Origin of the sequence: Larkinella sp. VNQ87, assembly GCF_049445795.1 — a bacterium.
Lineage (GTDB): Bacteria > Bacteroidota > Bacteroidia > Cytophagales > Spirosomataceae > Larkinella.
In genome coordinates this window covers 97,691-121,035 of sequence record NZ_JBMSDT010000014.1, presented here as the reverse complement: position 1 = coordinate 121,035, position 23,345 = coordinate 97,691, and the positions used below count along the sequence as shown (strand labels likewise).

Here is a 23,345-nt window from a genome sequence, read left to right as displayed (position 1 = left end):
CTGCTTGGCAACACCCATTAGCCCAGTGTTCAGTTCGGATGAATTGACCTTTCCGCATTTAGGCCGTTTTGCCCGGTTTCTTCTCGACAACCACCTGGAGGAACTGGCCGCTGAATTTTTGCGCCTGTTTCGGGAGGTCAAACTTCCCATGCTGGTGTTTTTCGAGTCGATGCCCGAAGAGCAGATTCTGCAACTCTCGAAGCAAACGTCGGCGCGTCTGCTGACGGCCTTTATCGAAAACCGGGTCGTTGAAAACATCGAGACCACTCTGCAAAGCTGGGCGCAAACCCTGCTGCCGGTGATCGGGCGGAACCAGATCGCCACCAATGAAATTGCGTTGGTCAGCTACGTGCGGAAACAGGCGCTGGTTAATTTTCTGAACCGTTACACCCGCGATGCGGAGGAACTGGTTGCATTGATCCGGGAAATCGATCGGTACATTCTCGAACTCGATAGCCGGTCGATGAAGCAGTACATCAGTTTGCTGAACCGGGATATTAACGAACAACTCCACTTCAACGAAAAGCTGACCGATACGTCGCCGGGCATAATTTATGTCTTCGACCTGATCGAACGGCGGGAAGTGTTTACAAACCGGAAGATCGAACCAATACTGGGCTACACCCCCGAGGAAATTCGGGACATGGGAGAGAACTATTTGGAAACGGTTCATCATGCGAACGATATTCCGCGCATTCTGGCCCATTTTGACTCGTTTGTTAATCTGGAGGACGGTCAGGTTCAGACCTTTGAACACCGCATGAAAGACAAATCGGGGCGTTACCGGTGGCTGCGGAATTACGAGTCTATATTTCGTCGGAAACCCGACGGAAGTCCCTGGCAGATTATCGGACTTGCACTCGATATCGAACAGGAGAAACAAAGCACGCAGTTGCTGGAGGAAAAACAGAATTTCATTCAGAAAATTACCGATGCGGCCCCGGCAATCATTGCAACATTCAACATCAATAGCGGTCAGTATCAATTCATTAGTCAGGGGTTTGAACTCCTGCTGGGCCATTCACCCCAACAGGTGCTGGACGAAGGGATTGCCTTTTTGCTTGCTATTCTGCACCCGGATGATTTGCCTCGCCTGATGGAAGAAAATGCACGGGCGCTGGAGAAGGCCAATCAAATGCCGGAAAGTCAGGTACAGGTATCGGAATTTCAATACCGAATGCGGCATCGCAACGGCACTTATCGCTGGTTTCGAACCTTCGGAACCGTTTTTGACCGGAATCCGGAAGGTAATGTGGAACACATCCTGAATATTTCACTCGATATTACGGAGAAAGTGGAGGCCGAACACAAGCTCGAAGAGAAAAACCGGCGGCTGGAACAGTCGAATGCCAGCCTGCAGGAGTTTGCGTACATCGCCAGCCATGATTTGAAAGAACCCCTGCGAAAAATTTCCACCTTTGGTGAGCGGTTGTTGCAGACGCAGCGCGGCAGGATGGATCCCGAAGGGGATACGTATCTGGAAAAAATTGTCGAAGCGGCCCACCGGATGCACCGGTTGATCGGCGATGTACTGTCGGTTTCACTGATTTCGGCCGACCAGACGTTTAAGGTACAGTCGCTGCAAGTGCTGGTCGACGAAGTGCTGGAAACCCTGGATTACCAGATCGAACAGATTGGAGCCGACATTCGGACCGATCAATTGCCCGTTGCCCCGGTGGTAGCTACCCAGTTTCGGCAGCTTTTCCAGAACCTGCTGACGAATGCGCTCAAGTTTTCCCGGAAAGATTCCCCCCTTCAGGTGCGGATTACTCACCGGTTTCTGTCGGCTTCCGGGGAACTTCCGGCGGGGCTGAGCCCCGCCCGACGGTTCCTCGAACTAACCATTGCCGACAACGGCATCGGATTCGACAACCGGTATGCGCACAAAATTTTCGCGATTTTCCAGCGGTTACACGCCCGGAAAGACTTCGAAGGAACCGGAATCGGCCTGGCTATCTGCAAGAAAATTGTAGAAAACCACGGGGGAGTGATTTCGGCCAAAGGCGTTCCCAACCAGGGAGCTACCTTTACGATTGTTCTTCCGGCCTGAAAATCAAAACCGGCCGTGCAGGATGTAGCTGTCGGTTCGGGCGTAGAGGGACGAATAGAAACTGAAGTCGTGCCGGTTGGTATCGAGCCGTTTATCGAGCCGCAGAACCGGGGTATGCATCGTTACGCTAAGTTGGCGGGCCAGGTCGCCTTCTGCCGAAACCGCCAGCACTTTTTGTTCGCCCCCTTTCACGAGCAAACCGTATTTGGTGCGTAATAAATCGAACAGTGACCGGTTTTCGAGCCGCTGACGCGAAAAACCGGGTAAATACCGATTCGGCACGACTACTTTTTCCAGAAAAACCGGCTGATCGTCTACCGCCCGCAACCGTTCGAAATAGTAAAAACCGGCTTTGGTGTCGTCTTCGGTGGGGGTAAACAGGAAGTCTTCCGGGAAGGGGCTCAGACGGGGTTTGGTCAGAATGGTCGTCGTCATTCGCTCGCTTCCCCCGGCGTTGGCCGTATTGGCCAATCGTCCGACAATGGACATGACGCCCAGACCAATCGGCAGCGGCTGCACAATGCTGCCTTTTCCCTGGTGTTTGCGAATGTAGCCATCCTGGACAAGCAGACTGAGGGCCTGCCGGATGGTGGGCTGGGTCAGGCGAAACTGATTCTGAAGGTCTTTTTCGGAGGGCAACAGATCCCCGGATTTGAAATCACCCCGGATAATCTGCTGACGCAGGGATTCATAAAGGTATTGATACTGAGGAATGCGGGTTGGCCGATCGTTCATGGAAACACACTAGTTGACGGACAAGTATACGAAAATCTCCCCGATTGGAAACTTATTATAATGAGTTGTTGGAATCCTAAAACCAACTTTATACCTTCGCTGGCAGAATTTACCGGCTTTACTTTAGTATATGGATCAACTGTGGTTAGCCAACAAGCGAATCGTCGTGATCGGTGGGACAACCGGGTTGGGGCTGTCGGCGGCTCAGGTTTTCGTGAGGCAGGGCGCCCGGGTGGTCGTTGTAGGCCGGAAGGAGGAAAGCTGCAAAGCGGCTGAGAGCCAACTCAATGGTTTCGGGATGGCGCTCAACGGCGATGCCACCGACCCGGCCACGGCGGTTTCGGCTATCGCGCTCTGTCAGGGCGAATACGGCGGTTTTGATGGCTTATACCATGTGGCCGGGGGAAGTGGGCGACGGTTTGGCGACGGCCCGCTGCACGCCCTGACGCTCGACGGCTGGAACCGCACGTTCGAGTTGAACCTGACCTCGCTCATGCTGTCCAATCAGGCCGCTGTGAATGCGTTTCTCGAACAGAAAACCGGCGGTACTATTCTGAACATGGGATCCGTACTGGGTTTTTCGCCTTCACCGAAGTACTTCGCAACGCATGCCTACGCGGCTACGAAGTCGGCCATCATCGGTTTTACCAAATCCATTGCGGCTTATTACGCGCACAACGATATCCGGGTGAATGCCATTACGCCCGCGCTGGTGGAAACGCCGATGGCGCAGCGAGCGGCTAACGACGAAACCATTCTGAATTTTATCAGCACGAAACAACCGCTCGATGGCGGGCGAATCGGTCAGGCATCCGATCTGGACGGCGCGGCTGTTTATTTTATGTCTGACTATTCCCGGTTTACCACCGGACAGATACTGGCGGTCGACGGTGGCTGGGCCGTAAGCGAGGGGCAAGGGTGAAACAATGGGAAATAATGAATATTGAATAGCGAATAACGAATGAGAAAGTGCCGCCGAGTTGGATGGAAGACTGCAAACGGAAAACCGTATACCGCAAATGCCTGCTAAGCACTCGATTGGAATTGACATGGGTGGGACGCGCATCAAGGGTGTGTTGCTGAACACCGAAACCGGTGAGGTGCTGCACCGGGTCATTTGTCCGACCAACGATGGCGAAGACGGGCAGTGGAAACACATCGTACGCGATACATTCGAGCAGCTTAACGCGGCCGCTAACGGGCAGTTTGACACCATCGGGCTATCGGCACCGGGTTTGCCGACGGTAACCAACGACGCCATTGCCTGTATGCCGGGGCGGTTATCGGGGCTTGAACGGTTTGTCTGGTCCGACTTTCTAGGCCATCCGGTTCGGGTATTGAACGACGCCCACGCGGCCCTGATGGCCGAAGCCCGGTTCGGCGCAGCCCGCAACGTTCGGAACGCGCTGATGCTGACGCTCGGCACGGGCGTCGGGGGCGGTTTGCTGGTGGATGGGAACCTCTACCAGGGCTTTTACCAGATGGCAGGCCATCTGGGGCATGTTTCGGTGCAGGCGGATAGCACGCAGATGGGCATTACGAATATGCCCGGTACACTGGAAGAGGCCATTGGGAACGCGAGTGTGTCCCGGCGTTCGTTTGGGCGTTACACCATGACCTCGGACCTGATCCGGGCTTACCGGGAACAGGAGCCGTTGGCCACGCAGGTTTGGCTGACGTCCGTCCGCCATCTGGCCGTGACGTTGGCGGGTTTTGCCAATGCGTTTTCGCCCGAAGTTATCGTGCTGGGCGGGGGCATCACCCAGGCCGATGAGGCTCTGTTCGGTCCGCTGGCGTCGTTTCTGGAGGTCTTCGAATGGCGGCCGTCGGGCAAGAAAACCACCATTAGCAAGGCCCATTTTGTGGACTGGGCCGGAGCCATCGGAGCAGCCGGATTTGCCATTACGCGTCATTAGTGAGAAAAAAATCCTGTGATGATACATATTTACCTGGAGAAATGTCGACAGTTGATCGACACCGTTGAGCGGCAGACAGCCCAGTTGCAGCAGGCAGCGCAGTGGTTTGCCGAATCCATTCTGGCAGGCCGGATGGTTCATGTTTTTGGGTCGGGCCACAGCCGGATTATGGTGGAAGAAATGTGGCCGCGCTACGGATCGTACCCGGGTTTTAACCCGATTGTCGAGCTTTCGCTTACCTTTCACAACCTGGTGGTGGGCGCCAATGGGCAACGGCAGGCCATGTTTCTGGAAAATGTTTCGGGCCTGGCTGAGCGGATTCTGCGCAATTACGACCTGTCGGCGAAGGATTCGGCGCTGGTTATTTCGTCGAGTGGTTGCAATGTGGTGCCCGTCGAAATGGCGGAAGAATTTCAGAAACGGGGCGTCAAAGTGGTGGCACTAGTTACCAAAGAACATTCCGATCGCAGCACGAGCAAACGCCGGGATGGCCTGAAACTGAGCGATTTTGCGGATCTGGTACTGGATACCGGCGCACCGGTAGGCGATGCAATGGTAACGATTCCCGGTCTGGAAACGCCCGTTTCGCCGGGTAGCACGGTGGGCGGTGCCCTGATCATCAACAGCATCAAAGCCGAACTGGCCCGTTTGCTGACCGAAGCCGGACAACCGCCCAAAGTCCTGACCGCCGGGGTCGTCATCGGTGCGGAGCAAGCCACAAAATTGTTCGAAGCGGCTTACGACGAACACGCCCACCGCCTGTCAAAATTATACGCCGAAGTTGGCCGCCCCCGTACCCACGGACTTTAGTCCGTGAGTGCTTCTATGATCTAATAGTTGGTATAAACTTAAAGGTGATACTGTCTATCACGGACTAAAGTCCGTGGGTACTATAAACGATCGAACTTATGCAACCTAAACCCATCCGTACCACCGTCGTCGGGAGTTACCCGTTCCCCGGCTGGCTCGAATTTGCTTCCCAAAATCTGGATCAATTCGGCCGGGCCGACATTGAGGAAATGATCGAAGATGCCGTGGTGGCGGCTGTGCACGACCAGACCAACGCCGGGCTGGACGTCATCACCGACGGGGAACAAACCCGGCTCGACTTTAACCTGTCGTTTTACGGCTACATCCGGGGCCTGGAACCCAATCATGCTGAAACGCGCAAATTCGGCCCACCCGCCCACGACCAGCGCGGCAAACATTCCATCGTGGCCGAACTGACCGCGCCAAACGGGTTGGGGGCCGTTTCCGAGTTTCAACGCCTGAGAAAGCTGGCACCGGCGGGGCCAACGCTGAAGGCTTCGGTGCCGGGACCATACACGCTCAGCGGCCGGATGCTGCCCAACGAGCGGTACAAAGACCGGGATGCCATCACCGAAGCCCTGCTGCCAATTGTCCGGAAAGAACTCGAAGACCTGGTAGCGGCTGGGTGTACCGAAATTACCGTCGATGAACCGTCGATGTCGTGTTACGCCTACAAGGAGGATACGAAGCGGTTTGTCGATATTTTCAACCGGACGGTTGCGCCGGTGGTGGGCAAGTGCCGTCTGTCGACGCACCTGTGCTTCGGGAATTTCAAAGGGAGGCCGGTGGGCTACCGGAAAATTCATCCGATGCTGCCTGATTTTCTGGATTTGTCGGTCGATGAGGTACACGTCGAGATGGCCAACCGGGAATTTGACGAGATTGAACGCATCGCCGAATTTGCACAGAAGATGGACGTTGCTGTCGGGATTATCGACGTCAAAAATTATTACATCGAAACCGTTAAGGATGTCATCGAGCGGATTGAGCGGTGTTTGAAGTACATTCCGGCTGAAAAACTGGCCGTGGCACCCGACTGTGGCCTGAGTCAAACCGCTCGTTGGGCCGCCCGGCAGAAGCTGATCAACCTGGTGGCCGGGGCCGAAAAAGTGCGGGAAGGATAATCCGTTCAAACCCCAGTCGGGCTTTTTGAGTTGTACCAACGGAATCACAACTCGACGTGGGGTATGGAAACAGGATGCGGAGTGACGTGTATCATTCCATTTTACAACGAAGGAGAACGCATTTTTTCGGTTTTGGAAAGTGTCACGAGCCTGGGCGTATTTGACCAGATTATCTGCGTCGACGACGGCTCGGAAGACGATACGTTAGCGCGGATTCGGCAGCGGTGGCCCCGGATGACAGTCATTCGGATGCCGGAGAATCAGGGCAAAACGGCTGCCATCAAACGTGGCTTGCAATCGGTGGAGTCGGCTTACGTGATGCTGATGGATGCCGATCTGCGAAATGTTGACTCGAAAGAATTGGGCCAGATTGTCCGGTCGGTCCATCAGTGCCCGGATGTGGACATGATTATTCTGCGACGGTTACATGCCGAATGGTTTGTGAAAATGAACCGCGCCGACATCCTGCTCTCGGGCGAGCGGATTTTGCGGACGGACGATTTACGGGTTATTCTCGAAAAACCGGTCGATGGTTTTCAACTCGAAATTGCCATCAACGAGTTTATGTGGCGAAATCAAAAGACCGTTTGCTGGGTACCGTGGTCGGCAACGAACACCTACAAGATGGACAAACGCGGGGCCGTAGACGGTTTTTTCAAGGATTTTGCGATGTATGCCGACATTTTGCAGTACATCGGTATTCTAAAATTTTTCCGCCAGGTCGCCGGTTTTGCGCGAAAACCGCTGTTGATGGGAACGCGGATTTAGGGGCGCAGCAAATAAGCTGTGCGCAGATGATTGAAGTTGTAGGCGGATAAGCCGTTGTTTTGCAAATAATAACAAAGATCTAAATCGTCAGTAAGTACGGTATAATCGCGCGTCGATAATTCCATGGAAACTGTATCACTCAACCCGAATTTAGTGAAAAAACGATTCGAAGACACCATCAGTGATCGGCTGGGTAGGTGGTGCTCTTCTATAACTTCAAGAAGTTGGGGAAGTACCGATAAAACCGGTTTTTTATGATATTCTTCGCCTTCCAATAGGTTACTTACTTCGGTAAGAATATTGGTGGTCGTAATTACTTTTTTGAAAAAACCGGTAAAGTTAACGAGGAGATTGAAGTCTTCTTTGGAATACGTTCGGGTCCGTTTATTTTGTCCAATTCGGTTTGTATCCAGTAGCCCAATGACGTAAAGAACCAATAGATTAGTGTCGATGAGTAATCCTTCCTTAGAGCGCAACTCCTGTGCTGTCATTGTTGCAATTCTCTTATTTTCATAGAGACAAATTCACCATTGCTAGCGTCAATTTTGACCGTTTTATATTTTCGTTCATATTCGGGGTTCAATTTTGCTAGAGCAGAGAGCGGAGACGAAGCTAATTTATCATTCTTAACAAGAAAGCTGATAGTGATGAACCAATATTTCTTAGAATCATCCATCTCAACTTCTTCAACCAGAAAGTCTGTCGGCTCGCCCGGTAGCTCCTTAATAAAATAGAATGCGTTTTCGACAGCGAGTTTAAATGGTATCATGATTGCTGAAATTTGCTTCAACAAATATAAACCACTTTATGAGGAAATTGATCCCTGCTTTTCAGAAAAATCAGGTCCTTTTGACCGACCTGGAAACCGCCCATACGGAACCCGGCCTGCTACACATCTGGTGGCTGGGGCAGAGCGGTTTTTTGCTGCAATGGGAGGGAAGAAGGCTCTTATTTGATCCGTATCTGTCGGATTCGTTGTCGGTTAAATACGCGAATACTGACAAGCCGCACGTCCGGATGTCGGAGCGGGTGGTTGATCCGGGGCAGCTAGTGGGGATTGACGTCGTGACGTCCAGCCACAACCACACTGACCACCTGGATGCCGAAACCCTGCTGCCCCTTTTCAATGCCAATCCGACCGTTCAATTCATCATTCCGGAAGCCAACCGGGCCTTTGTGGTAGACCGACTCAAGTGTGACCCGGTTTTTCCGATAGGTCTGAACGATGGCGAAACCGTCGAAATCGCTGGTTTTACGGTTCACGGAATCCCGGCGGCCCACAATGAGCTGGAGCGGGATGTGCAGGGACGCTGTAAATTCATGGGCTTCGTGGTGCAGGCCGGACCCTGGACGATCTACCACAGCGGGGATACGCTTTGGTACGATGGGTTGGTCGAAATCCTGAAACCGTTTCAGGTCGATGTGGCTTTTTTACCCATCAACGGCAACAAGCCCGAACGGCGGGTAGCCGGAAACCTGAACGCCGAAGAAGCCGCCCGGCTGGGCCGTAAGATTGGGGCGCGGCTGGTTATTCCGCATCATTACCACCTCTTTGAGTTCAATACCGAAGATCCGGCCCACTTTGTCCGGGAAGCCCGGCGGTACCAGATGCCCCACCGGGTGTTGCGCCCGGGCGAACGCTGGAGTGGAAAAAAGGATTCGGTCGGAACGATTGATTATTGAGCCACGAATTGCGAATATTGAAGAAAGGTCTATTCCGAACCCGTCCTTTCTTCACCATGAAAAAACTCCTCACATTTTGCCTGCTTTCCGGGGCGCTCTACGCGCAGAAACCGAATTTTAAGCTTCAGGTTATCGATAATCAGATTGATATTGGTTACGGTCTGGCAATCGGTGACGTCGATGGCGACCGGAAACCGGATATCCTGCTTGCCGATCAGAAAGAGTTTGTCTGGTACCGCAATCCGGGCAAACCGGGCGACGCCTGGCAACGGCATGTGATGGCCCAAAACCTGACCCCGCAGGACAACGTTTGCATTGCCGCCCGCGACATTGACGGCGATGGCAAGGTGGAGGTGGCCGTGGGCGCAGGCTGGAATCCGTCCGAGACGAATGATACGACCAAATCCGGGGCGGTTTTCTATCTCATCCGGCCCACCGACCCGACGCAACCCTGGGAGGCCGTTCGGCTGCACCACGAAATCACAACCCACCGGATGCGCTGGGCGCGCGTCGGATCAAACCGCTACCAGCTTATTGTGGTGCCCTTGCACGGGTTAGGCAACAAGAATGGCGAAGGGCGCGGGGTGCGGATTCTGGGCTACGAAAAACCGAAAAATCCGCGTGACCCCTGGAACATGCAGCTACTCGACTCCACGCTCCACCTGACCCACAATTTTGAAATCTGGGAGGATGGCCCCGAAACCCGGGTGCTGATCGGCAGCAAGGAAGGCGGTAAAACCGTTGCGTTCCGGGGCGGAAAGTGGACGCCGGTCGAACGCTGGATTGGCGCGGGCAACGGCATGGGCGAAGTCCGGCGCGGTTTGCAGAATGGGAAGGTGCCGTTTGTAGCTTCGGTGGAACCGATGCACGGCAACAAACTGGTGGTGTACAAAAACGGCCCGATCGCCGATGCGCCGGATAAACTCATGTACGGCGTGCAGCAGACGCTGACCGAACAACTGAGCCAGGGCCATGCGCTGGTTTGCGGTGATTTTCTGAAGCTGGGCGTCGATCAGGTGGCCGTGGGCTGGCGGAATCCGAACGCGGAGAAAAAGGTGGGCGTGCGGCTTTTTGTACCCGACAAAACGCTGCATACCTGGCAGGAACACAGCCTGGACGATAGCGTGATGATGGCGACCGAAGACCTGCAAGCCGCCGACCTCGACGGTGATGGTGATCTCGACCTAATCGCGTCCGGCCGGGCCACGCTGAATGTGCTGATTTATTGGAACCAGTTGAAGTAGGGTTGATAGGAACACGGCCGGGTCGCCGGTGCGATTGAACGGATGAAGCAGCCGTGTTCCTATTAAAAATTAAATTCCAGGTAATAATTGCGTGACAACCAATCCATAGCCATATTTGTGTAATCACTTACGTAATTAAAAACATAAAATCTTACCGATATGGATTTGATGGCACAACTGGGACCGCTGGCGTTTGGGAGTCGGCTGCGACGGCTGAGCGACCTGATTTCGAAGCAGGCGGCCCAGGTTTACGAATCGTTCGGGATCAACTTCGATCCGAAGTGGTTTACGCTGTTTTATTTGTTATCCTGCAGATCACCGTTGAGCGTGACAGAACTAGCCGATGAACTCGGTTTTTCGCATCCGGCGATCATTCAATTGGCGCGTGAACTCGAAAACGCCGGGCTGATCGTGTCGGCCAAATCCGGCAAGGACAGCCGGAAGCGGTTGTTATCGCTTAGCGAGAAGGGCCAGGCGCTATTGCCTGAGCTGCAAAAAATCTGGCAGGCCATTCTGGAACTGAACACACAATTGATCAACAATCAGCGGCATAATCTCATTTTTGGCATGGAAGAAATGGAAGAAACACTGGCGCAGGAACCGTATTTGAGTCGGTTCAAGACGTATTTCAAGCAAAAACAGCTTGATGAGGTGGAAATTATCGACTATGACCCCCAATATCGGGAGCTGTTTAAAACACTGAACCTGGCCTGGATAGAAAAATATTTTACAGTGGAAGAACCGGACATCAAATCACTGAGCAATCCGGAAGGCTATATTTTAGCCAACGGGGGCCGGGTGTTTTTTGCCCGGTATCAGAACGAGATTGTCGGGACCTGTGCTCTGCTGAAAGAGAGCGATGCGGTATACGAACTGGTAAAAATGGCCGTAGCGCCCGAAGCGCAGGGAAAGCAAATTGGCAGGAAGCTCTGTCAGCACGCTATCGAGGTGGCCCACCAGCTGGGTGCCAAACGGGTGTATCTGGAATCGAACACCCGTTTGGCACCCGCGCTGGCGCTGTACAAAAAAGTTGGTTTTTACAAAGTCGAATCCACGTCCTCACCCTACCAGCGTGCCAACATCAAGATGCAAATCGACCTGTAAAACCATTTTTTACGAAAGCTGAACCCCCAGGTTTCGCAAAGCCGCCGAGAGGCCTTCCAACTGAGTGGGTATTTCGCCCTCGGGGCCCACTTCGGCACTAAATTCTTCCGTTGCATCGGCCAATTCGTTCAGAATTCGCTGAACGGTAGCCGTCTCGGGTTTCTCAGCCGTCAACGCGTCATTCAGTTCCGACAGTTTTCGGCCGAGAGGGTGCGTATTTTCGCTTTGCTCCAGAATGCCAATCCATTGATTGAGCAGGTTGACAATCGTTTCTCCCGGTGGGATTGTGTGATTAGTACCGAGTACTTCAATCGTTTCATCAAGCAGATTGGTGGTGTTTGCGAGCGTAGCCATGTTACAAAGAGGTAGCAAGCGTCAGAATTGCATCGGCCAAGTTACGGAGCGGTTCGCGAAAATCCGCATCGACGCTGCTGGCCCGGACACTGAGTTGCTCCGAGAGATCGAGCAATATGGCTTTTACCGTCACCGGATCGGGTTCATTGCTTTCGAGCTGGCTTTTCAGTTCATGTAGTGAGGTCACAACCTGCTGATTAGCCGGCGAATCGTCGAGTTGGCCGAGCCAGCGATCGATCAGAGCCGGACCATCGACCGGCACAATGCTGGTTACACCACCGTCGTTTAAGGCGGCAACGGTAGTGTGAATGAGTTCAGATAAGTGTTGAGTTGCCATACATCCAGCAAATTAAGTGGTTTGAGACGGTGACAACTGGCTGCCGAATGTACGCAGGGCTACCACGATCTGTTCGAGTTCGTTGATCCACGGCCCTTCGTTCGACTGAGCGAGCTGGGTCGTGTTATCGGCCAGATTATTGAGCAATCCTTTTACCAGATCAGTATCCGGATTGGGCATTTGCAACACCGAGCGAAGCTGTCTCAGTTCCTGCAAGACGTGCTCAGCCGGTTTGCTGCCTTCCAGAATGTTGAGCCAGTCATCGATGGTCGAAAGGCCGGTTTTGGGGGAAATTGCGTTTGGTTCATGATTCCCAAGCGTGTTCAGGGTCGATTTAATCGTTTTTTCGGTTAATGCGTTGGATGGCATACGATCAGGTTAGTTTGAGCAGACCGGTTGCGGCAACCCAACCGGCCTGCTTCGGATTAAGCTAATTGATTTCCAAAATTCCGCAGGGCAACGGCCAGACTGTCCAGCCGGACGGGGAATTCGCCCCCGGCTTTAGCCGCCCAGATTTCAGATTGTTCGGCCAGTCCGAACAGAATACTCCGCACATGAATATTGTCGATTTGCGGGCCTTCCAGGGCGGTTTTGAGTTTCTGCAAGGTACTGGCAACATTGTCGGCTTCCGACGTTTTGAGCGATCGTAGCCAGTCGTTGATGAGCGAAAGTCCTTCCTGTGGGGTTGTTTTCAAAGGTCCTCCGTCGAACGCTTCCACCGTCGCGTCGATCAGTGTCGTAGCATTGCTGTGCGGAGTTTGGGATTGCTGGTGTGACATAGTTGAATGAAGAATTTACGCTATTGGAGTGACCAACAATTGATGTTGGTAATGAACGGGTTCCAGTTTTAGACAAAAGAAGTGAGTCGAGAGACAAGAGATGAAGGCCATGAACGAGTTTTGACTCTTTTGTCTAATCTCCGATGTCTTCTACAATTGGTGGCTGTTGCCTCCGCCTTCGCCCGTCGAAGTCCGTCGGCTGGTGCGGGTGTCGGTGCCAGAATTGTCGCGGTCGGTTTCGCCCGCCGAGCCGGTTCCGTAGCCGGAGCCGTAGGAACCGCCACCCTGGACGTTGCCTTCGTCGCCCGTGCCGCTGTTTCCGGGTACAGCCGGATTAACGCCCGGATTTCCGGCGGCACTGCCTGTTCCGGTTTTCGTGAAAATCTGCGCGCGGCCGTGCTTGTCGGCAATGTTGCCCGCTTCTCCACTGAGCACCCGGCCGAAGTCGCGGAGCGTCTGCACCAACTGATCGAGTTGCATTTTTACTTTATCATCATCGGCCGATTGTGCGGCTTGTTCGCCCTGATCGGCGAGTTCCTGAAGCAGCACGTTGATCTGGCCGGTATTGGGGTTACCTTCCTGCAATTGCATTTTCAACTCGCTGAGCGTGTTGGCAATCGGGTTGACGCTGCTGTCGGTATCTCCGCTGCGGAGGGCGGTCAGCCAGTGGTCAATCAGGGAAATGCCGTCGACGGTCGAAATGGATGTCGTATCCCCGTTGAAGGTATCCATCGTTGAGTTGATCAGGTTTACTGCCTGTTGATTTGCCATTGAATCCATTGGTTAGAGTTTGACATTCTTTTCCACTGTCGGGCATGGGGTCGATTTTTGCCCGATGTGCCCAAATAAACGTTCGGTTTCGTTCCGGGTACAAAAGGGAACGGCCGCAAAGCCGGATTGTTCGTACCTTTGCGAAGATTTTAGCCAAAGCATGGACCCAACGCAGCTCTATTCCGAACTCCAGTTTCAATTTGCCCGCAGCGGGGGCAAGGGTGGGCAGAATGTCAACAAAGTGGCGACGAAGGCCGAATTGTATTTCGACATCCCGAATTCGGCGGTTTTGACGGCGGACGAAAAGGCGGTTTTGCTCGAAAAGCTCGCGAACAAAGTGACCTCCGAGGGCGTGCTGGTGTTGTACCACCAAACCGAACGTACCCAATTGGGTAACCGCGACAAAGTCACTGAAAAGTTTTATCAACTCATCCGTAAAGCCTTCGAAAAGCCCAAACCGCGCAAAGCAACCAAGCCGACGAAGGCGTCGCGGGAAGAGAAAAAGCAGGAAAAACAACGCCGGGGCGAGGTCAAAGCCGGGCGGAGGAAGGTTGATTATTGAGAAAAAGATTCGACTTCAACTGTAAACACAGTATTGCCGTCCTCTCTCCACTACTTATGCTGTGTCCGGTAATGCTCGGCCAGCAGGTCCTCGCCGAAATCGTTGGTCAGATCCCGGACGACCGAGTGAACGTGGTTGGCGTTGTTCTGCGAATTGTCGTACTCAATCAGAATCGTTGGCCCCTGAATCCGGTAGTATTGCCCTTTGCCAGGGCCAAAACCGGGTTGACGGTCGCCCGCCCAGGCAAACACCAGCTTGTCCAGCCCCGCCTTTTTCAGCTTATCCATCTGCTGGTTTTTCAGCGTGATGTGGTAGTTGTTCAGGTAGGTTTCCAGTAACGATAAAAACGTTTTCTGCTGACTTTCGGTTAGTTGCGCGAGTGCGATGCCCTCCATTTTTTCAATGGAAGCCTTGCGGGTATTCCGCGTCACAATGTCGTTCGGGCAGGTTTCGCTGATAAGGGCTTTCGCAAGCTGGTCACTGTTGAGCGAGTTGACGAGGGCCAGCGCCAGGGCTTCCTCCTGCTTCAGAATCTGGCGGCCTTTCTGCGGCACCTCGGCCCGGACAATACCCGGATTGCTACCCAGGAACGCGGGCGTCATGCCGACCACCTTGCCGGTCAGCGACGAAAAGTGTAGCGAAAGATGGTGGCCGTCGATGCGCCAGCCCCACGGGCTTTTGTCGGATACCTCACCAAAAACCGAGAACGAATAATTCTCCGGATCGCGGTAGGTGTCGTTCGGCGGGCGGTTTTCAACGACCCGCAACACATTTTCCAGATCAATGATGGAGGTAACTTTTTCGTACCCCTGCTCGCTGAGGGCAGTTTTCAGCAGGGCCATAGCCGCTTGCTGCTGCTGCGGGTTCATCTGCTTCATGGGCAGGCCGTTGCGTTTGCGGGGGACGTAATGCCAGTCGTACCGCTCCTCGCTGTCGAACGGAAAAACCGCCAGGTTGCGCTGCCCGGCATCGAGACTGTTGACGAAGGTCCGGACGGCGGCTGCCATTTCTTTGCCGATGGGTTCGCGGGATGTGGGCGTAAAGGCAATCAGCAATCCGGTCAGGAAAATCAGGTACTTTTTCATGAGGGCTTAGGAAGTTAAAAAGGAAAGGTACGGATTTTTGGCATTTTGCGGACGATAATTTATCGACAAGTCCCGGTAAACCAGCGTTTCATCCGCTTCCGGTACCCGTTCAAATAAAACCTGATTCACTTCGAATAATTTAGCGTCCTCAGAAGCCGGGTTGCGGCTTATTTTGTCTGGTTTTGAGGGCCTGCTGCCCCGGTAGTTGTATTCTTTCCGAGTGGCGTCATCGCGTTATGAGCGGTGATGAGGGCAACCGGCAAAAGCACTACCTTCGACACGGTATTGAACTTGTAGCGAACCATGAGATTAACCCACCGGGTGTTGCAAACCTCGGGCCTGCCCATGACTGTCCGCCAATTCTGGTGGTACAGCTTTTTATACTGGAGTTTTTTTGGCCTGATCTGGTATTGTCAGGCGACGATGGCCTGGTTGCTGACGCCCAACGCCCCGATGTACGCAACCGAAACGCTGTACTGGCTCATCGAATTATTGTTCTGGTGGGGCGCAACACCCCTGATCATTCTCTGCGCCCAGCGGTTTTCGTTCCTCAAAAGCCAGCGGACCCAAGGCGTTTTTCGCCAGGTTTTGACGCATTTGGTGATTGCCGCCGTTCTCTACGGAATCGAATTATTGATTGAATACACCCTACTGGGGTCGGCGATGGCGCGGGAGCAGGGACGTCAGATTACACTGCGACGGATTCTGACGGTTTTTTCGCTCAGCTTTGGAACGGCCTTCGCGCAATACCTGCTGCTGGTGGTTTGTTACAATGTGCTGACGTACGTGAATCAGTTGCAGGCGCTGAAACAGCAACAACTTCAGACCGAATTGACGAATGAACAGCTAAAAAACCAGTTGGCGAATGCCCAGTTGCAGGCCCTGAAAATGCAGTTGAACCCGCATTTCCTGTTCAATACGCTGCACACCGTCGTCAGTCTGATGCTCCGGGGGCAAACCCGCCGGGCGGCCCTGATGGTGACCACGCTCAGCGATCTGCTCCGGGGCGTTTTGGCACGGCAACAGGCCAATTTCATTACGTTGCGCGACGAAATTACCCTGACCCGCCAGTATCTTTCCATTCAGCAAATCCGGTTTGAAGACCGGCTAACGGTCGACTTTTCCATTGATCCGGAGGCCGAAGAATGCCTGGTACCGCAATTGATCCTGCAACCGCTGGTCGAAAACGCCATCACCCACGGCATTGCCGACCTGACCGAAGAAGCCCGGATTCAGGTGACGGCCCGGCGGGTGAATGAAACCGTTGTCATCGATGTGTTCGACAACGGGCTGGGGCAGGAGCAACTGCACGATACGTCGGGCCTGGGGCTCGGCTTGCCCAATACGCTCTCGCGGTTGCAGCAAGCCTACGGCGACCGGGCGCAACTCCGGTTTGAACAGCCGCCGGGCGGAACGACCACCGTCACGCTGCTGATTCCCTGCCAGTTTTCGAATGAAAACCCGTCTTTCCGTCATGCATCCCTATCCCACGCTCATCATTGACGACGAACCGGCCGCCCGCGAGGTGATTCGCACCTTGCTGGCCGATACGCCCGCCATTCAGGTCGTCGACGAAGCGGCCAATGGCCTCGAAGCTGTGCAGAAAATTCTGTTGCACCGCCCGCAACTCATTTTTCTGGACATTCAGATGCCCCGACTCGACGGTTTTGGCGTCTTGCGGCAGGTCTGGCCCGACCACCAGCCGACGGTAGTGTTCACGACAGCCTACGACCAGTATGCGCTCCGGGCTTTTGAGGTCAATGCCATTGATTACCTGCTGAAACCCTTCGACGACATCCGGTTTGGGCAGTCGCTGGGCCGGGCCCTGGACCGGCTCAACAGCCGCAGCCAGCCCAAAATCGAAGCCCTGCTGGCGCAGTTGCTGGCCGGTCAGGCGCCAGCCCGGGCGTTTCTGTCGCGGGTGCTGGTCAAAGAGCAGGGCCGGATGTATTTCGTGGACCTCAGCGAGGTGGAGTTTGTCGATGCCGACGGCAATTACGTGACCCTGCACACGGCCACCGGCAAACACATCGTGTACGACAGCCTGACCAAGCTCGAAACCCGGCTGGACCCGAAGCAGTTTGTCCGCATTCACCGCTCGCACATCGTCAACCTGGCGTACGTGCAGGAGGTCGAAACCCACTTCAACGGCGATTACATCGTTCGGCTCAAAACCGGGCGGGTGCTCAAATGGACGAGGAATTACCGGGACAAGATACAGGCATTTCTGAATCAGGCGGGGTGAGCCTGTTTCCGCTGTCCCCATACCAACAAAAAAAGTCGGAAGGGCTGGCCCTTCCGACTTCATAGCAAACAACGGATGCGGTTTTGAAACCTTAGCGGTCGCCGATGGCTTTGAACTCGCGCAGCGTGGCACCGGTGTAAATCTGGCGCGGCCGGCCGATCGGTTCTTTCTGTTCGCGCATTTCTTTCCACTGCGCAATCCAGCCCGGCAAACGGCCGATGGCAAACATCACCGTAAACATATTGGTCGGGATGCCGAGGGCGCGGTAAATGATGCCCGAGTAAAAGTCGACGTTCGGGTACAGTTTCCGCGAGACGAAATACTCGTCGTTCAGGGCGGCTTCTTCCAGGCCTTTGGCAATTTCCAGAACCGGGTCATTCACGCCCAGCTTGCCCAGCACGTCGTCGGCGGCTTTCTTGATGATCTTGGCGCGCGGGTCAAAGTTCTTGTACACACGGTGACCAAAACCAAACAGCCGGAAACCGGTCGTTTTGGCATTTTTGGCCATGTCGATGTACTTGGCGACGTCCCCGCCGTTGTCCTTAATTTCTTCGAGCATCTCGATCACCTCCTGGTTGGCCCCGCCGTGCAGCGGTCCCCAAAGGGCGTTGATGCCAGCCGAAATCGAGGAATAAATGTTGGCCCGCGACGAACCCACGAGCCGCACCGTCGAGGTCGAGCAGTTCTGTTCGTGGTCGGCGTGCAGGATCAGCAGTTTGTTCAGGGCGCTCGATACCAGCGGGTCGACCTGGTAGTCTTCCACGGGCAGCGCAAACATCATTTGCAGGAAGTTTGAGCAGTAGTCGAGCTGGTTTTTCGGGTAATTGACCGGATGCCCCTGCGATTTTTTGTACGACCAGGTCGCAATCGTCGGCAGTTTGGCCAGAAGCCGGATGATGTGCAACTCGGTTTGATCCGGCGCTTTATCGTCGTACGAATCCGGGTAAAAAGCGCTCAGGGCGCTGACCAGCGACGACAGCACGCCCATCGGGTGAGCGTTGTTGGGGAAGCCTTCGAAAATCTTCCGCATGTCTTCGTTGACCATCGTATGTCGCCGGATGCGGTCTTCAAAAGCGCTGTATTGCTCCTGGGTGGGTAGCTCGCCGTAAATCAGCAGGTAAGCTACTTCCAGAAAGCTGGCTTTGTCAGCCAGGTCTTCGATGGAGTAACCCCGATACCGCAAAATGCCCTCTTCGCCGTCGAGGAAGGTGATGGCGCTCTGGGTGGCACCGGTATTTTTGTATCCTTTATCTAATGTGACGTAGCCCGTCTGGTCGCGGAGGTTGGAAATGTCAATGGCTTTTTCCTGTTCGCTACCAACCACGGTCGGGAATTGGTAGGTTTTGCCATCGACCGACAATTCGGCAATGTTTGACATACGTATGGGGTGAGTGAATCAATTAATAATGAACTGGGTTATAGGTCGATGCGTTTGGCCTTTCCACTGGAATGGGCAGTTCCACAGCGCAAACTCACCCGCCGTGGCGACCCTGCTGCCCCGACGACGGACGTATCCGCATCGGGCGAAATTAGGCAAAAACCGGGAACGACCATCGATTATTTCGGTAAAAACACAGGATTTGTGCAAAATCTACTTGTCTAACCCAAAATCAATGGGTTTAGTTGCCATTACCGTTGCACCGGCGCTCCGCCTTTCACCACGAGCCGTACCCGCCGGATGGCCCCGATCGACCGGGTCGGGTCGCCCTCGACGCTCACCAGGTCGGCCAGCAAACCGGGTCGGATGCGCCCCCGGTCGGCCAGGTGAAAGACGTCGGCGTTGACGGACGTGGCCGAGCGCAGGGCATCCAGCGGTTTCATGCCGTAGTCCACCATCAATTCCAGTTCACGGGCGTTATCGCCATGGGCAAACACACCCACATCGCCCCCGAAGCAAATCCGGACGCCCGCATCCAGCGCCTGCCGGAAGGTAATTCGCTTCTGCCGAATCCGGTCGGGTTCGGGGTCAACGCCTTTTTTCCAGCCCCGGTACTGGCTGATGGCCTCGCCCGCAGCGACGGTGGGGCAGAGGGCCGTGCCGTGTTCTTTCATCAGGGCAAATAGTTCGGGCGTTCCGGCGTCGCCGTGTTCGAGGGTTTCGCAGCCGGCCAGAATCGCCCGGCGCATCCCTTCCGCCGATCCGGCATGGGCTACCGTGGGTCGGCCGCTGCTCCGGGCCACTTCCACGATCAGCTTCAACTCGTCGAGCGTGAACGTCGGCCGGGCTTCACCCATCAGCCCCCAGCGGTAATCCGCGTACACTTTCAAAACGTCGGCCCCCTTGCCGATTTGCCGCCGGACAGCCTGAATCAACCGGTCGTGACCGTCGGCTTCTTCGGCGCCCTGCGGCACCGTCACGTCGGGACTGAAGCCTTTGGGGGCATAACTGCCGGTGGCAATCAGCGCCCGGGTCGCGACGATCATGCGCGGGCCGGGAATCAACCCCTGCTCGATGGCTTGTTTCAGCCCTACATCGTCGTAATCCGCGCCTTCGGTGCCCAGATCGCGGACCGTCGTAAAACCGGCTTGCAGGGTGTTTCGGGCGTGAACCGTCGCCCGTGCGACCCGGTAGGAACGCGGTTCTTTCAGGACCTGATCGTCCCAGGATGTTTCGTTGTACGGATGGAGCAACAGGTGCGAGTGGCCTTCAATCAGCCCGGGCAGCAGGGTTTGGCCGGTTAACGCCACGACCTCGACGCCCGCGCTTTGCAGCGAACCGACCGGCCCGACGGCTTCAATTTTCTCACCGTTTACCAATACTGCCCAGCCTTCGTGCATCGTCTCGCCGTCGAACACCCAGTCGGGTTTGTAAAGTGTACTCCGGACGGTTTTTTCGGAAAAAGGAACCGGTTTGCCTGTTTGTTCGGAACGAAGCGGCAACATCGTTAGGGCCAGCAGGGTGAATAGATGCGTCGTCAACATAAGCGATACGTCGTTCAGGGAATAAGGTGCCTTGGTGGCAAAACCGCTGGCCGAACGAAGATCCGCAAAATTTCGAAACGCGGCATTCAGAAAAAGCGGTTTGCCGGGAGAATCAAGCGCAAATTAATGATAATTTAACGCCACCATCCCGGCTTGGAACGGTACCTAAACCATCGCTCATGAAAAAAACGCTTACCCTGCTGGCGCTATGCGGTTTACTGACCACAACCGGATTTGCCCAATCGACCCGGAAACTGGTCGAAACGACTACCCAGTTTCTGGCGACGCTGAATGCCGAAGAGTTGCAGGAAACGCAGTACGCCTTCACCGACAGTCTGCGGCTTAAATGGACCAACCTGCCGGTGGGCCTGGTGCCCCGGCCGGGTATTGCCTAGGGTTCTTTGTTCGACAAAAGCCGCATGGCTTTCCACCCGGTGTTGTCGGCGATGTTGAGTTCGCAGGGCTACCTGAAAACCACCAGCATCATGCAACTCGACGACATCCTGAATTCGCTGTACCAACAGGCGTTCGACAAGGGTGAGATCAACCAGAAAACGCTCACGATGATGCAGAACATGAAGTGGGGACACGGCAATTTAATGACAACCAGAAGGCCTTACTGACCTTGCTGATTCAGGAATTTACCCATAACTTCGAACACCAGAAAGCCCACCAGCTTTTAAGCAAAATCATGAAGTCGGGCCTCGACAAGGTGTAATTTGCCTGGGTGGGTAGTCTGGAAAATAACCAGCCGCATTATTACCTCATCAACGGGCCTGACTTCCTGATTGAGTACGATAACGTCGGATTTCAGAACGACGGAAACCCTATTCACGCCATTCTGCGCGAAAAAGGAAGCGAATTTGGCGAAGACCTGCTGAAGCAGCATTACCTGCAAAGTCACAAATGAGTCGGCCAGGTTCCGGTTCAGCGCTTTTTGCTCCTTTTGGTCGTGATAACGTCGTAAGAAGTTTTGCCAAATATGATTGCCAGAATGGCCGGGAGCAAAACAGCACCGGTTTTGAATCCGGAACCTGTAAACTGGTAAGTGCCGGTAGAAAACCGGGTGTAGGTCTGGAAAACCACAAACAGGCAGAAAACAAATAGCCCGATCGCTAATACCACCGCCAGCGGCCCGCTCAGCATGCGTTTGATGACCAAACCAACCAACAGCGCGGCCACCACCGTTGCGGCCACCGTTCCCATCGCTTTGGGGAGGGTGTCGAGGTAGTCGTAATCGTACCAGAAAATACCAATCTGACCAATCAGGTTTGGATGGGCGAGCAGCCAGGCATCGACGAGCGTCAGAATCAGCAATACGAGATAATAAAACAGGTTGTTACGCATTAGGCACAAAAAAGGGTGAAAACAATGGATCAATCTTCGGGAGATTTCACGAATAAAAAAAGCCTCCGAAGAGGCTTCTGTTTAGAAATTCCTGCTTTTACGGCATAACGTTAGCGAACGAACATTTTGTGTGTGGCCGATGGTTTGCTAACCAGGATTCGGACTAAATTCAGCAGGGTAAGCCGGTAGCTGAACGCGGCTGCCGCCCGGGGGCGGTTGTTGAGCCAGTGGAGGAGCGGTTTTTCGATACGCTGGTGGGCCAGTCCGCTAAACCAGACCAGACCGATCAGTAACGCAAAATTGGTGACAAGAACGTGCTGCCGAAGGCCGAGTAGGAGCAGGGCGTGGGTGACGACCATGACGACGGGCATGTGGATCAGGTACAGCATGTACGAGGCATCTCCGAGTTTCAACAGTCGGGCCGGATAGCGGATGGTGCCGGTTTTTTCCCACTGAATCAGCGCCAGCAGCAAAACCGTGGCGGGTAGACCAAGCCCACCGACGCGAAACCAGAGGTCTGCCGGGTTGATGTGTTGACCGGTGTAGACAAACAACGCACAGGCGGCTGCAACAAGAATGAGTGGAATCCGAACGAGCGTGGGGCGGGTCAGAAAATAGACGGTAATGCCGAGGCAAAATTCCAGGTTGAACGGGCTGAAAAAGAAGTCATTCAGCGGAAAATTGAAGAAATACGGATGGCCCAGCAACGTCATGATGCCGCTGAAAACCGTAGCGCCAACCACAACCGCCGGAATGATCAAATCAGGCACCCGAACAGCAGGTAAAATACAGCTCATGGCTCAGCGTCCAGGTAACGAGCAGCGGACTTTCGTGCGAAGGCAGTAGCAGGATGGCTTTTAGCAAGGTTAGCGGGCTGAACGCATATCGGACCCATTGCAAGGAAGGAGTAAAAAGCCTGAAAACCAGTAGACCAACGCTCGCCAGGAGCAGTAGAATCCAGTACAGGGAATAAATCCGGATGAAGCGCTTCTTCAGGTAAGGTAACCACTGTCGGGGCGTCCCGAACTTGCTGATGCTCGTGTGGGTAATGATAAAACCGCTGATGATGAAAAACAGATCAACCCCGCCAAAACCGGCTCTGAAGCAATTGAGCAGGGGTGACTGAATGCCAATATTGTCCATTTTGGCCGTCAAATGAAACAGGGTGACCAGCAAAGCCGCCAGGGCCCGCATCGCCTGGATGGAACGGAACGTTTGGGGTGTGGAAACAGGAGGACAGAGAATCATAGAATTTTGAATCATAGACCTGGGGAATGCGACCTAACTGGGTAACTGGCGGGCAGTTCAGGCAATCAATGCTAGGCATCTTGCCGCAAACGGTTCCGCCGAAATTGTGATAAAAACCGGGTTATGAGTGACTATAAATGGGGATTTGTTGATTTATAGGTAGGCCGGTAAAAAGGTGAATAAAAAATTTTAGACGATTCCCGGAGCGGAGGAGAAAAGAGTTGATGCTGAATGCTCATTTGGTTAGTAGTTACACGTTTC

29 protein-coding genes are annotated in these 23,345 nt (G+C 54.2%); 15 read left to right on the top strand and 14 right to left on the bottom strand.

The genetic code is table 11. From position 1 onward, the window contains the following. Nucleotides 1–4 precede the first annotated feature (4 nt). Nucleotides 5–2,050, top strand: coding sequence for a sensor histidine kinase (locus tag ACO2Q8_RS23065; RefSeq protein ID WP_423347231.1), 2,046 nt, complete (start codon nt 5–7; stop codon nt 2,048–2,050). 3 nt (nt 2,051–2,053) lie between these two features. Here ACO2Q8_RS23065 and ACO2Q8_RS23060 read toward each other — a convergent pair whose 3' ends face one another. Then, a complete protein-coding gene (locus tag ACO2Q8_RS23060; RefSeq protein ID WP_423347230.1) occupies nt 2,054–2,785 on the bottom strand; it encodes a GntR family transcriptional regulator in 732 nt (243 codons plus the stop codon). Between the two features lie 130 nt (nt 2,786–2,915). On the opposite strand from ACO2Q8_RS23060, the gene ACO2Q8_RS23055 reads away from it, so the two are divergent. The 5 genes from ACO2Q8_RS23055 to ACO2Q8_RS23035 all read left to right on the top strand — a co-directional run bounded on the left by ACO2Q8_RS23055 (nt 2,916) and on the right by ACO2Q8_RS23035 (nt 7,403). Further along, nucleotides 2,916–3,707: an SDR family NAD(P)-dependent oxidoreductase gene (locus ACO2Q8_RS23055; RefSeq protein WP_423347229.1), complete on the top strand. Its 792-nt coding sequence runs from the start codon at nt 2,916–2,918 to the stop codon at nt 3,705–3,707. Between the two features lie 97 nt (nt 3,708–3,804). Continuing rightward, nucleotides 3,805–4,701 (top strand): ROK family protein, encoded by an 897-nt coding sequence (locus ACO2Q8_RS23050; protein WP_423347228.1) that lies wholly within the window; start codon nt 3,805–3,807, stop codon nt 4,699–4,701. A gap of 18 nt (nt 4,702–4,719) precedes the next feature. Beyond that, nucleotides 4,720–5,511, top strand: a complete 792-nt coding sequence (locus tag ACO2Q8_RS23045) for a sugar isomerase domain-containing protein (protein WP_423347227.1) — start codon at nt 4,720–4,722, stop codon at nt 5,509–5,511. Between the two features lie 98 nt (nt 5,512–5,609). Continuing rightward, nucleotides 5,610–6,635, top strand: coding sequence for a methionine synthase (locus ACO2Q8_RS23040; protein WP_423347226.1), 1,026 nt, complete (start codon nt 5,610–5,612; stop codon nt 6,633–6,635). A gap of 63 nt (nt 6,636–6,698) precedes the next feature. Further along, nucleotides 6,699–7,403, top strand: a complete 705-nt coding sequence (locus tag ACO2Q8_RS23035) for a glycosyltransferase family 2 protein (RefSeq protein WP_423347225.1) — start codon at nt 6,699–6,701, stop codon at nt 7,401–7,403. Here ACO2Q8_RS23035 and ACO2Q8_RS23030 read toward each other — a convergent pair. Together ACO2Q8_RS23030 and ACO2Q8_RS23025 are read right to left on the bottom strand one after the other, a co-directional pair. Beyond that, nucleotides 7,400–7,894 (bottom strand): PIN domain-containing protein, encoded by a 495-nt coding sequence (locus ACO2Q8_RS23030; RefSeq protein ID WP_423347224.1) that lies wholly within the window; start codon nt 7,892–7,894, stop codon nt 7,400–7,402. The genes ACO2Q8_RS23035 and ACO2Q8_RS23030 overlap by 4 nt on opposite strands. Beyond that, a complete protein-coding gene (locus ACO2Q8_RS23025; RefSeq protein ID WP_423347223.1) occupies nt 7,891–8,172 on the bottom strand; it encodes a hypothetical protein in 282 nt (93 codons plus the stop codon). The genes ACO2Q8_RS23030 and ACO2Q8_RS23025 overlap by 4 nt, the downstream gene beginning before the upstream one ends. A gap of 38 nt (nt 8,173–8,210) precedes the next feature. Between ACO2Q8_RS23025 and ACO2Q8_RS23020 the strand changes: the two genes are divergently transcribed. The 3 genes from ACO2Q8_RS23020 (at nt 8,211) to ACO2Q8_RS23010 (ending at nt 11,434) form a co-directional block, all read left to right on the top strand. Then, entirely contained in the window at nt 8,211–9,086 is an 876-nt protein-coding gene (locus tag ACO2Q8_RS23020) for an MBL fold metallo-hydrolase (protein WP_423347222.1), read from the top strand. 56 nt (nt 9,087–9,142) lie between these two features. Continuing rightward, nucleotides 9,143–10,330 (top strand): FG-GAP repeat domain-containing protein, encoded by a 1,188-nt coding sequence (locus tag ACO2Q8_RS23015; RefSeq protein WP_423347221.1) that lies wholly within the window; start codon nt 9,143–9,145, stop codon nt 10,328–10,330. Between the two features lie 159 nt (nt 10,331–10,489). After that, entirely contained in the window at nt 10,490–11,434 is a 945-nt protein-coding gene (locus tag ACO2Q8_RS23010) for a bifunctional helix-turn-helix transcriptional regulator/GNAT family N-acetyltransferase (RefSeq protein WP_423347220.1), read from the top strand. Nucleotides 11,435–11,443: 9 nt separating this feature from the next. Here ACO2Q8_RS23010 and ACO2Q8_RS23005 read toward each other — a convergent pair whose 3' ends face one another. The 5 genes from ACO2Q8_RS23005 to ACO2Q8_RS22985 form a co-directional block, all read right to left on the bottom strand. Then, complete coding sequence (locus ACO2Q8_RS23005; protein WP_423347219.1) at nt 11,444–11,788, bottom strand: hypothetical protein; 345 nt, start codon at nt 11,786–11,788, stop codon at nt 11,444–11,446. A gap of 1 nt (nt 11,789) precedes the next feature. Further along, nucleotides 11,790–12,125 (bottom strand): hypothetical protein, encoded by a 336-nt coding sequence (locus ACO2Q8_RS23000; protein WP_423347218.1) that lies wholly within the window; start codon nt 12,123–12,125, stop codon nt 11,790–11,792. Between the two features lie 12 nt (nt 12,126–12,137). Continuing rightward, nucleotides 12,138–12,494 carry a hypothetical protein gene (locus tag ACO2Q8_RS22995; protein ID WP_423347217.1) on the bottom strand — a complete coding sequence of 119 codons (357 nt, stop codon included), beginning with the start codon at nt 12,492–12,494 and terminating at the stop codon, nt 12,138–12,140. Between the two features lie 56 nt (nt 12,495–12,550). Continuing rightward, nucleotides 12,551–12,904 carry a hypothetical protein gene (locus tag ACO2Q8_RS22990; RefSeq protein ID WP_423347216.1) on the bottom strand — a complete coding sequence of 118 codons (354 nt, stop codon included), beginning with the start codon at nt 12,902–12,904 and terminating at the stop codon, nt 12,551–12,553. A gap of 150 nt (nt 12,905–13,054) precedes the next feature. Continuing rightward, the gene (locus ACO2Q8_RS22985) at nt 13,055–13,675 is read right to left on the bottom strand and encodes a hypothetical protein (protein WP_423347215.1); all 621 of its coding nucleotides are present in this window, start codon (nt 13,673–13,675) and stop codon (nt 13,055–13,057) included. 160 nt (nt 13,676–13,835) lie between these two features. On the opposite strand from ACO2Q8_RS22985, the gene arfB reads away from it, so the two are divergent. Further along, nucleotides 13,836–14,237, top strand: a complete 402-nt coding sequence (gene arfB / locus ACO2Q8_RS22980) for an alternative ribosome rescue aminoacyl-tRNA hydrolase ArfB (protein WP_423347214.1) — start codon at nt 13,836–13,838, stop codon at nt 14,235–14,237. A 50-nt stretch (nt 14,238–14,287) separates the two neighbouring features. On the opposite strand, the gene ACO2Q8_RS22975 is transcribed toward arfB, so the two are convergent. Further along, the gene (locus ACO2Q8_RS22975) at nt 14,288–15,322 is read right to left on the bottom strand and encodes a DUF3500 domain-containing protein (protein ID WP_423347213.1); all 1,035 of its coding nucleotides are present in this window, start codon (nt 15,320–15,322) and stop codon (nt 14,288–14,290) included. A gap of 303 nt (nt 15,323–15,625) precedes the next feature. Here ACO2Q8_RS22975 and ACO2Q8_RS22970 point away from each other — a divergent pair, with 303 nt between their 5' ends. After that, the gene (locus ACO2Q8_RS22970; RefSeq protein WP_423347212.1) at nt 15,626–16,825 is read left to right on the top strand and encodes a sensor histidine kinase; all 1,200 of its coding nucleotides are present in this window, start codon (nt 15,626–15,628) and stop codon (nt 16,823–16,825) included. Then, nucleotides 16,776–17,567: a LytR/AlgR family response regulator transcription factor gene (locus ACO2Q8_RS22965; RefSeq protein WP_423347211.1), complete on the top strand. Its 792-nt coding sequence runs from the start codon at nt 16,776–16,778 to the stop codon at nt 17,565–17,567. Before ACO2Q8_RS22970 ends, ACO2Q8_RS22965 begins: the two co-directional genes overlap by 50 nt. 91 nt (nt 17,568–17,658) lie before the next feature. Here ACO2Q8_RS22965 and ACO2Q8_RS22960 read toward each other — a convergent pair whose 3' ends face one another. Beyond that, the gene (locus ACO2Q8_RS22960; protein ID WP_423347210.1) at nt 17,659–18,945 is read right to left on the bottom strand and encodes a citrate synthase; all 1,287 of its coding nucleotides are present in this window, start codon (nt 18,943–18,945) and stop codon (nt 17,659–17,661) included. 251 nt (nt 18,946–19,196) lie between these two features. Next, a complete protein-coding gene (locus tag ACO2Q8_RS22955) occupies nt 19,197–20,489 on the bottom strand; it encodes an amidohydrolase family protein (protein WP_423347209.1) in 1,293 nt (430 codons plus the stop codon). Between the two features lie 179 nt (nt 20,490–20,668). Here ACO2Q8_RS22955 and ACO2Q8_RS22950 point away from each other — a divergent pair, with 179 nt between their 5' ends. From ACO2Q8_RS22950 to ACO2Q8_RS22940, 3 genes are all read left to right on the top strand, one after another. Next, nucleotides 20,669–20,884: a hypothetical protein gene (locus ACO2Q8_RS22950; protein WP_423347208.1), complete on the top strand. Its 216-nt coding sequence runs from the start codon at nt 20,669–20,671 to the stop codon at nt 20,882–20,884. 24 nt (nt 20,885–20,908) lie between these two features. Further along, on the top strand, nt 20,909–21,112 hold the full coding sequence (locus tag ACO2Q8_RS22945) for a hypothetical protein (protein WP_423347207.1): 204 nt from the start codon (nt 20,909–20,911) through the stop codon (nt 21,110–21,112). A 104-nt stretch (nt 21,113–21,216) separates the two neighbouring features. After that, complete coding sequence (locus tag ACO2Q8_RS22940; RefSeq protein ID WP_423347206.1) at nt 21,217–21,399, top strand: DUF3500 domain-containing protein; 183 nt, start codon at nt 21,217–21,219, stop codon at nt 21,397–21,399. 17 nt (nt 21,400–21,416) lie between these two features. On the opposite strand, the gene ACO2Q8_RS22935 is transcribed toward ACO2Q8_RS22940, so the two are convergent. The 3 genes from ACO2Q8_RS22935 to ACO2Q8_RS22925 all read right to left on the bottom strand — a co-directional run bounded on the left by ACO2Q8_RS22935 (nt 21,417) and on the right by ACO2Q8_RS22925 (nt 23,084). Beyond that, complete coding sequence (locus tag ACO2Q8_RS22935) at nt 21,417–21,836, bottom strand: hypothetical protein (RefSeq protein ID WP_423347205.1); 420 nt, start codon at nt 21,834–21,836, stop codon at nt 21,417–21,419. Between the two features lie 110 nt (nt 21,837–21,946). Then, nucleotides 21,947–22,633: an acyltransferase family protein gene (locus tag ACO2Q8_RS22930; protein ID WP_423347204.1), complete on the bottom strand. Its 687-nt coding sequence runs from the start codon at nt 22,631–22,633 to the stop codon at nt 21,947–21,949. Further along, nucleotides 22,599–23,084 (bottom strand): acyltransferase family protein, encoded by a 486-nt coding sequence (locus ACO2Q8_RS22925; RefSeq protein WP_423347203.1) that lies wholly within the window; start codon nt 23,082–23,084, stop codon nt 22,599–22,601. The genes ACO2Q8_RS22930 and ACO2Q8_RS22925 overlap by 35 nt, the downstream gene beginning before the upstream one ends. Nucleotides 23,085–23,345 lie beyond the last annotated feature (261 nt).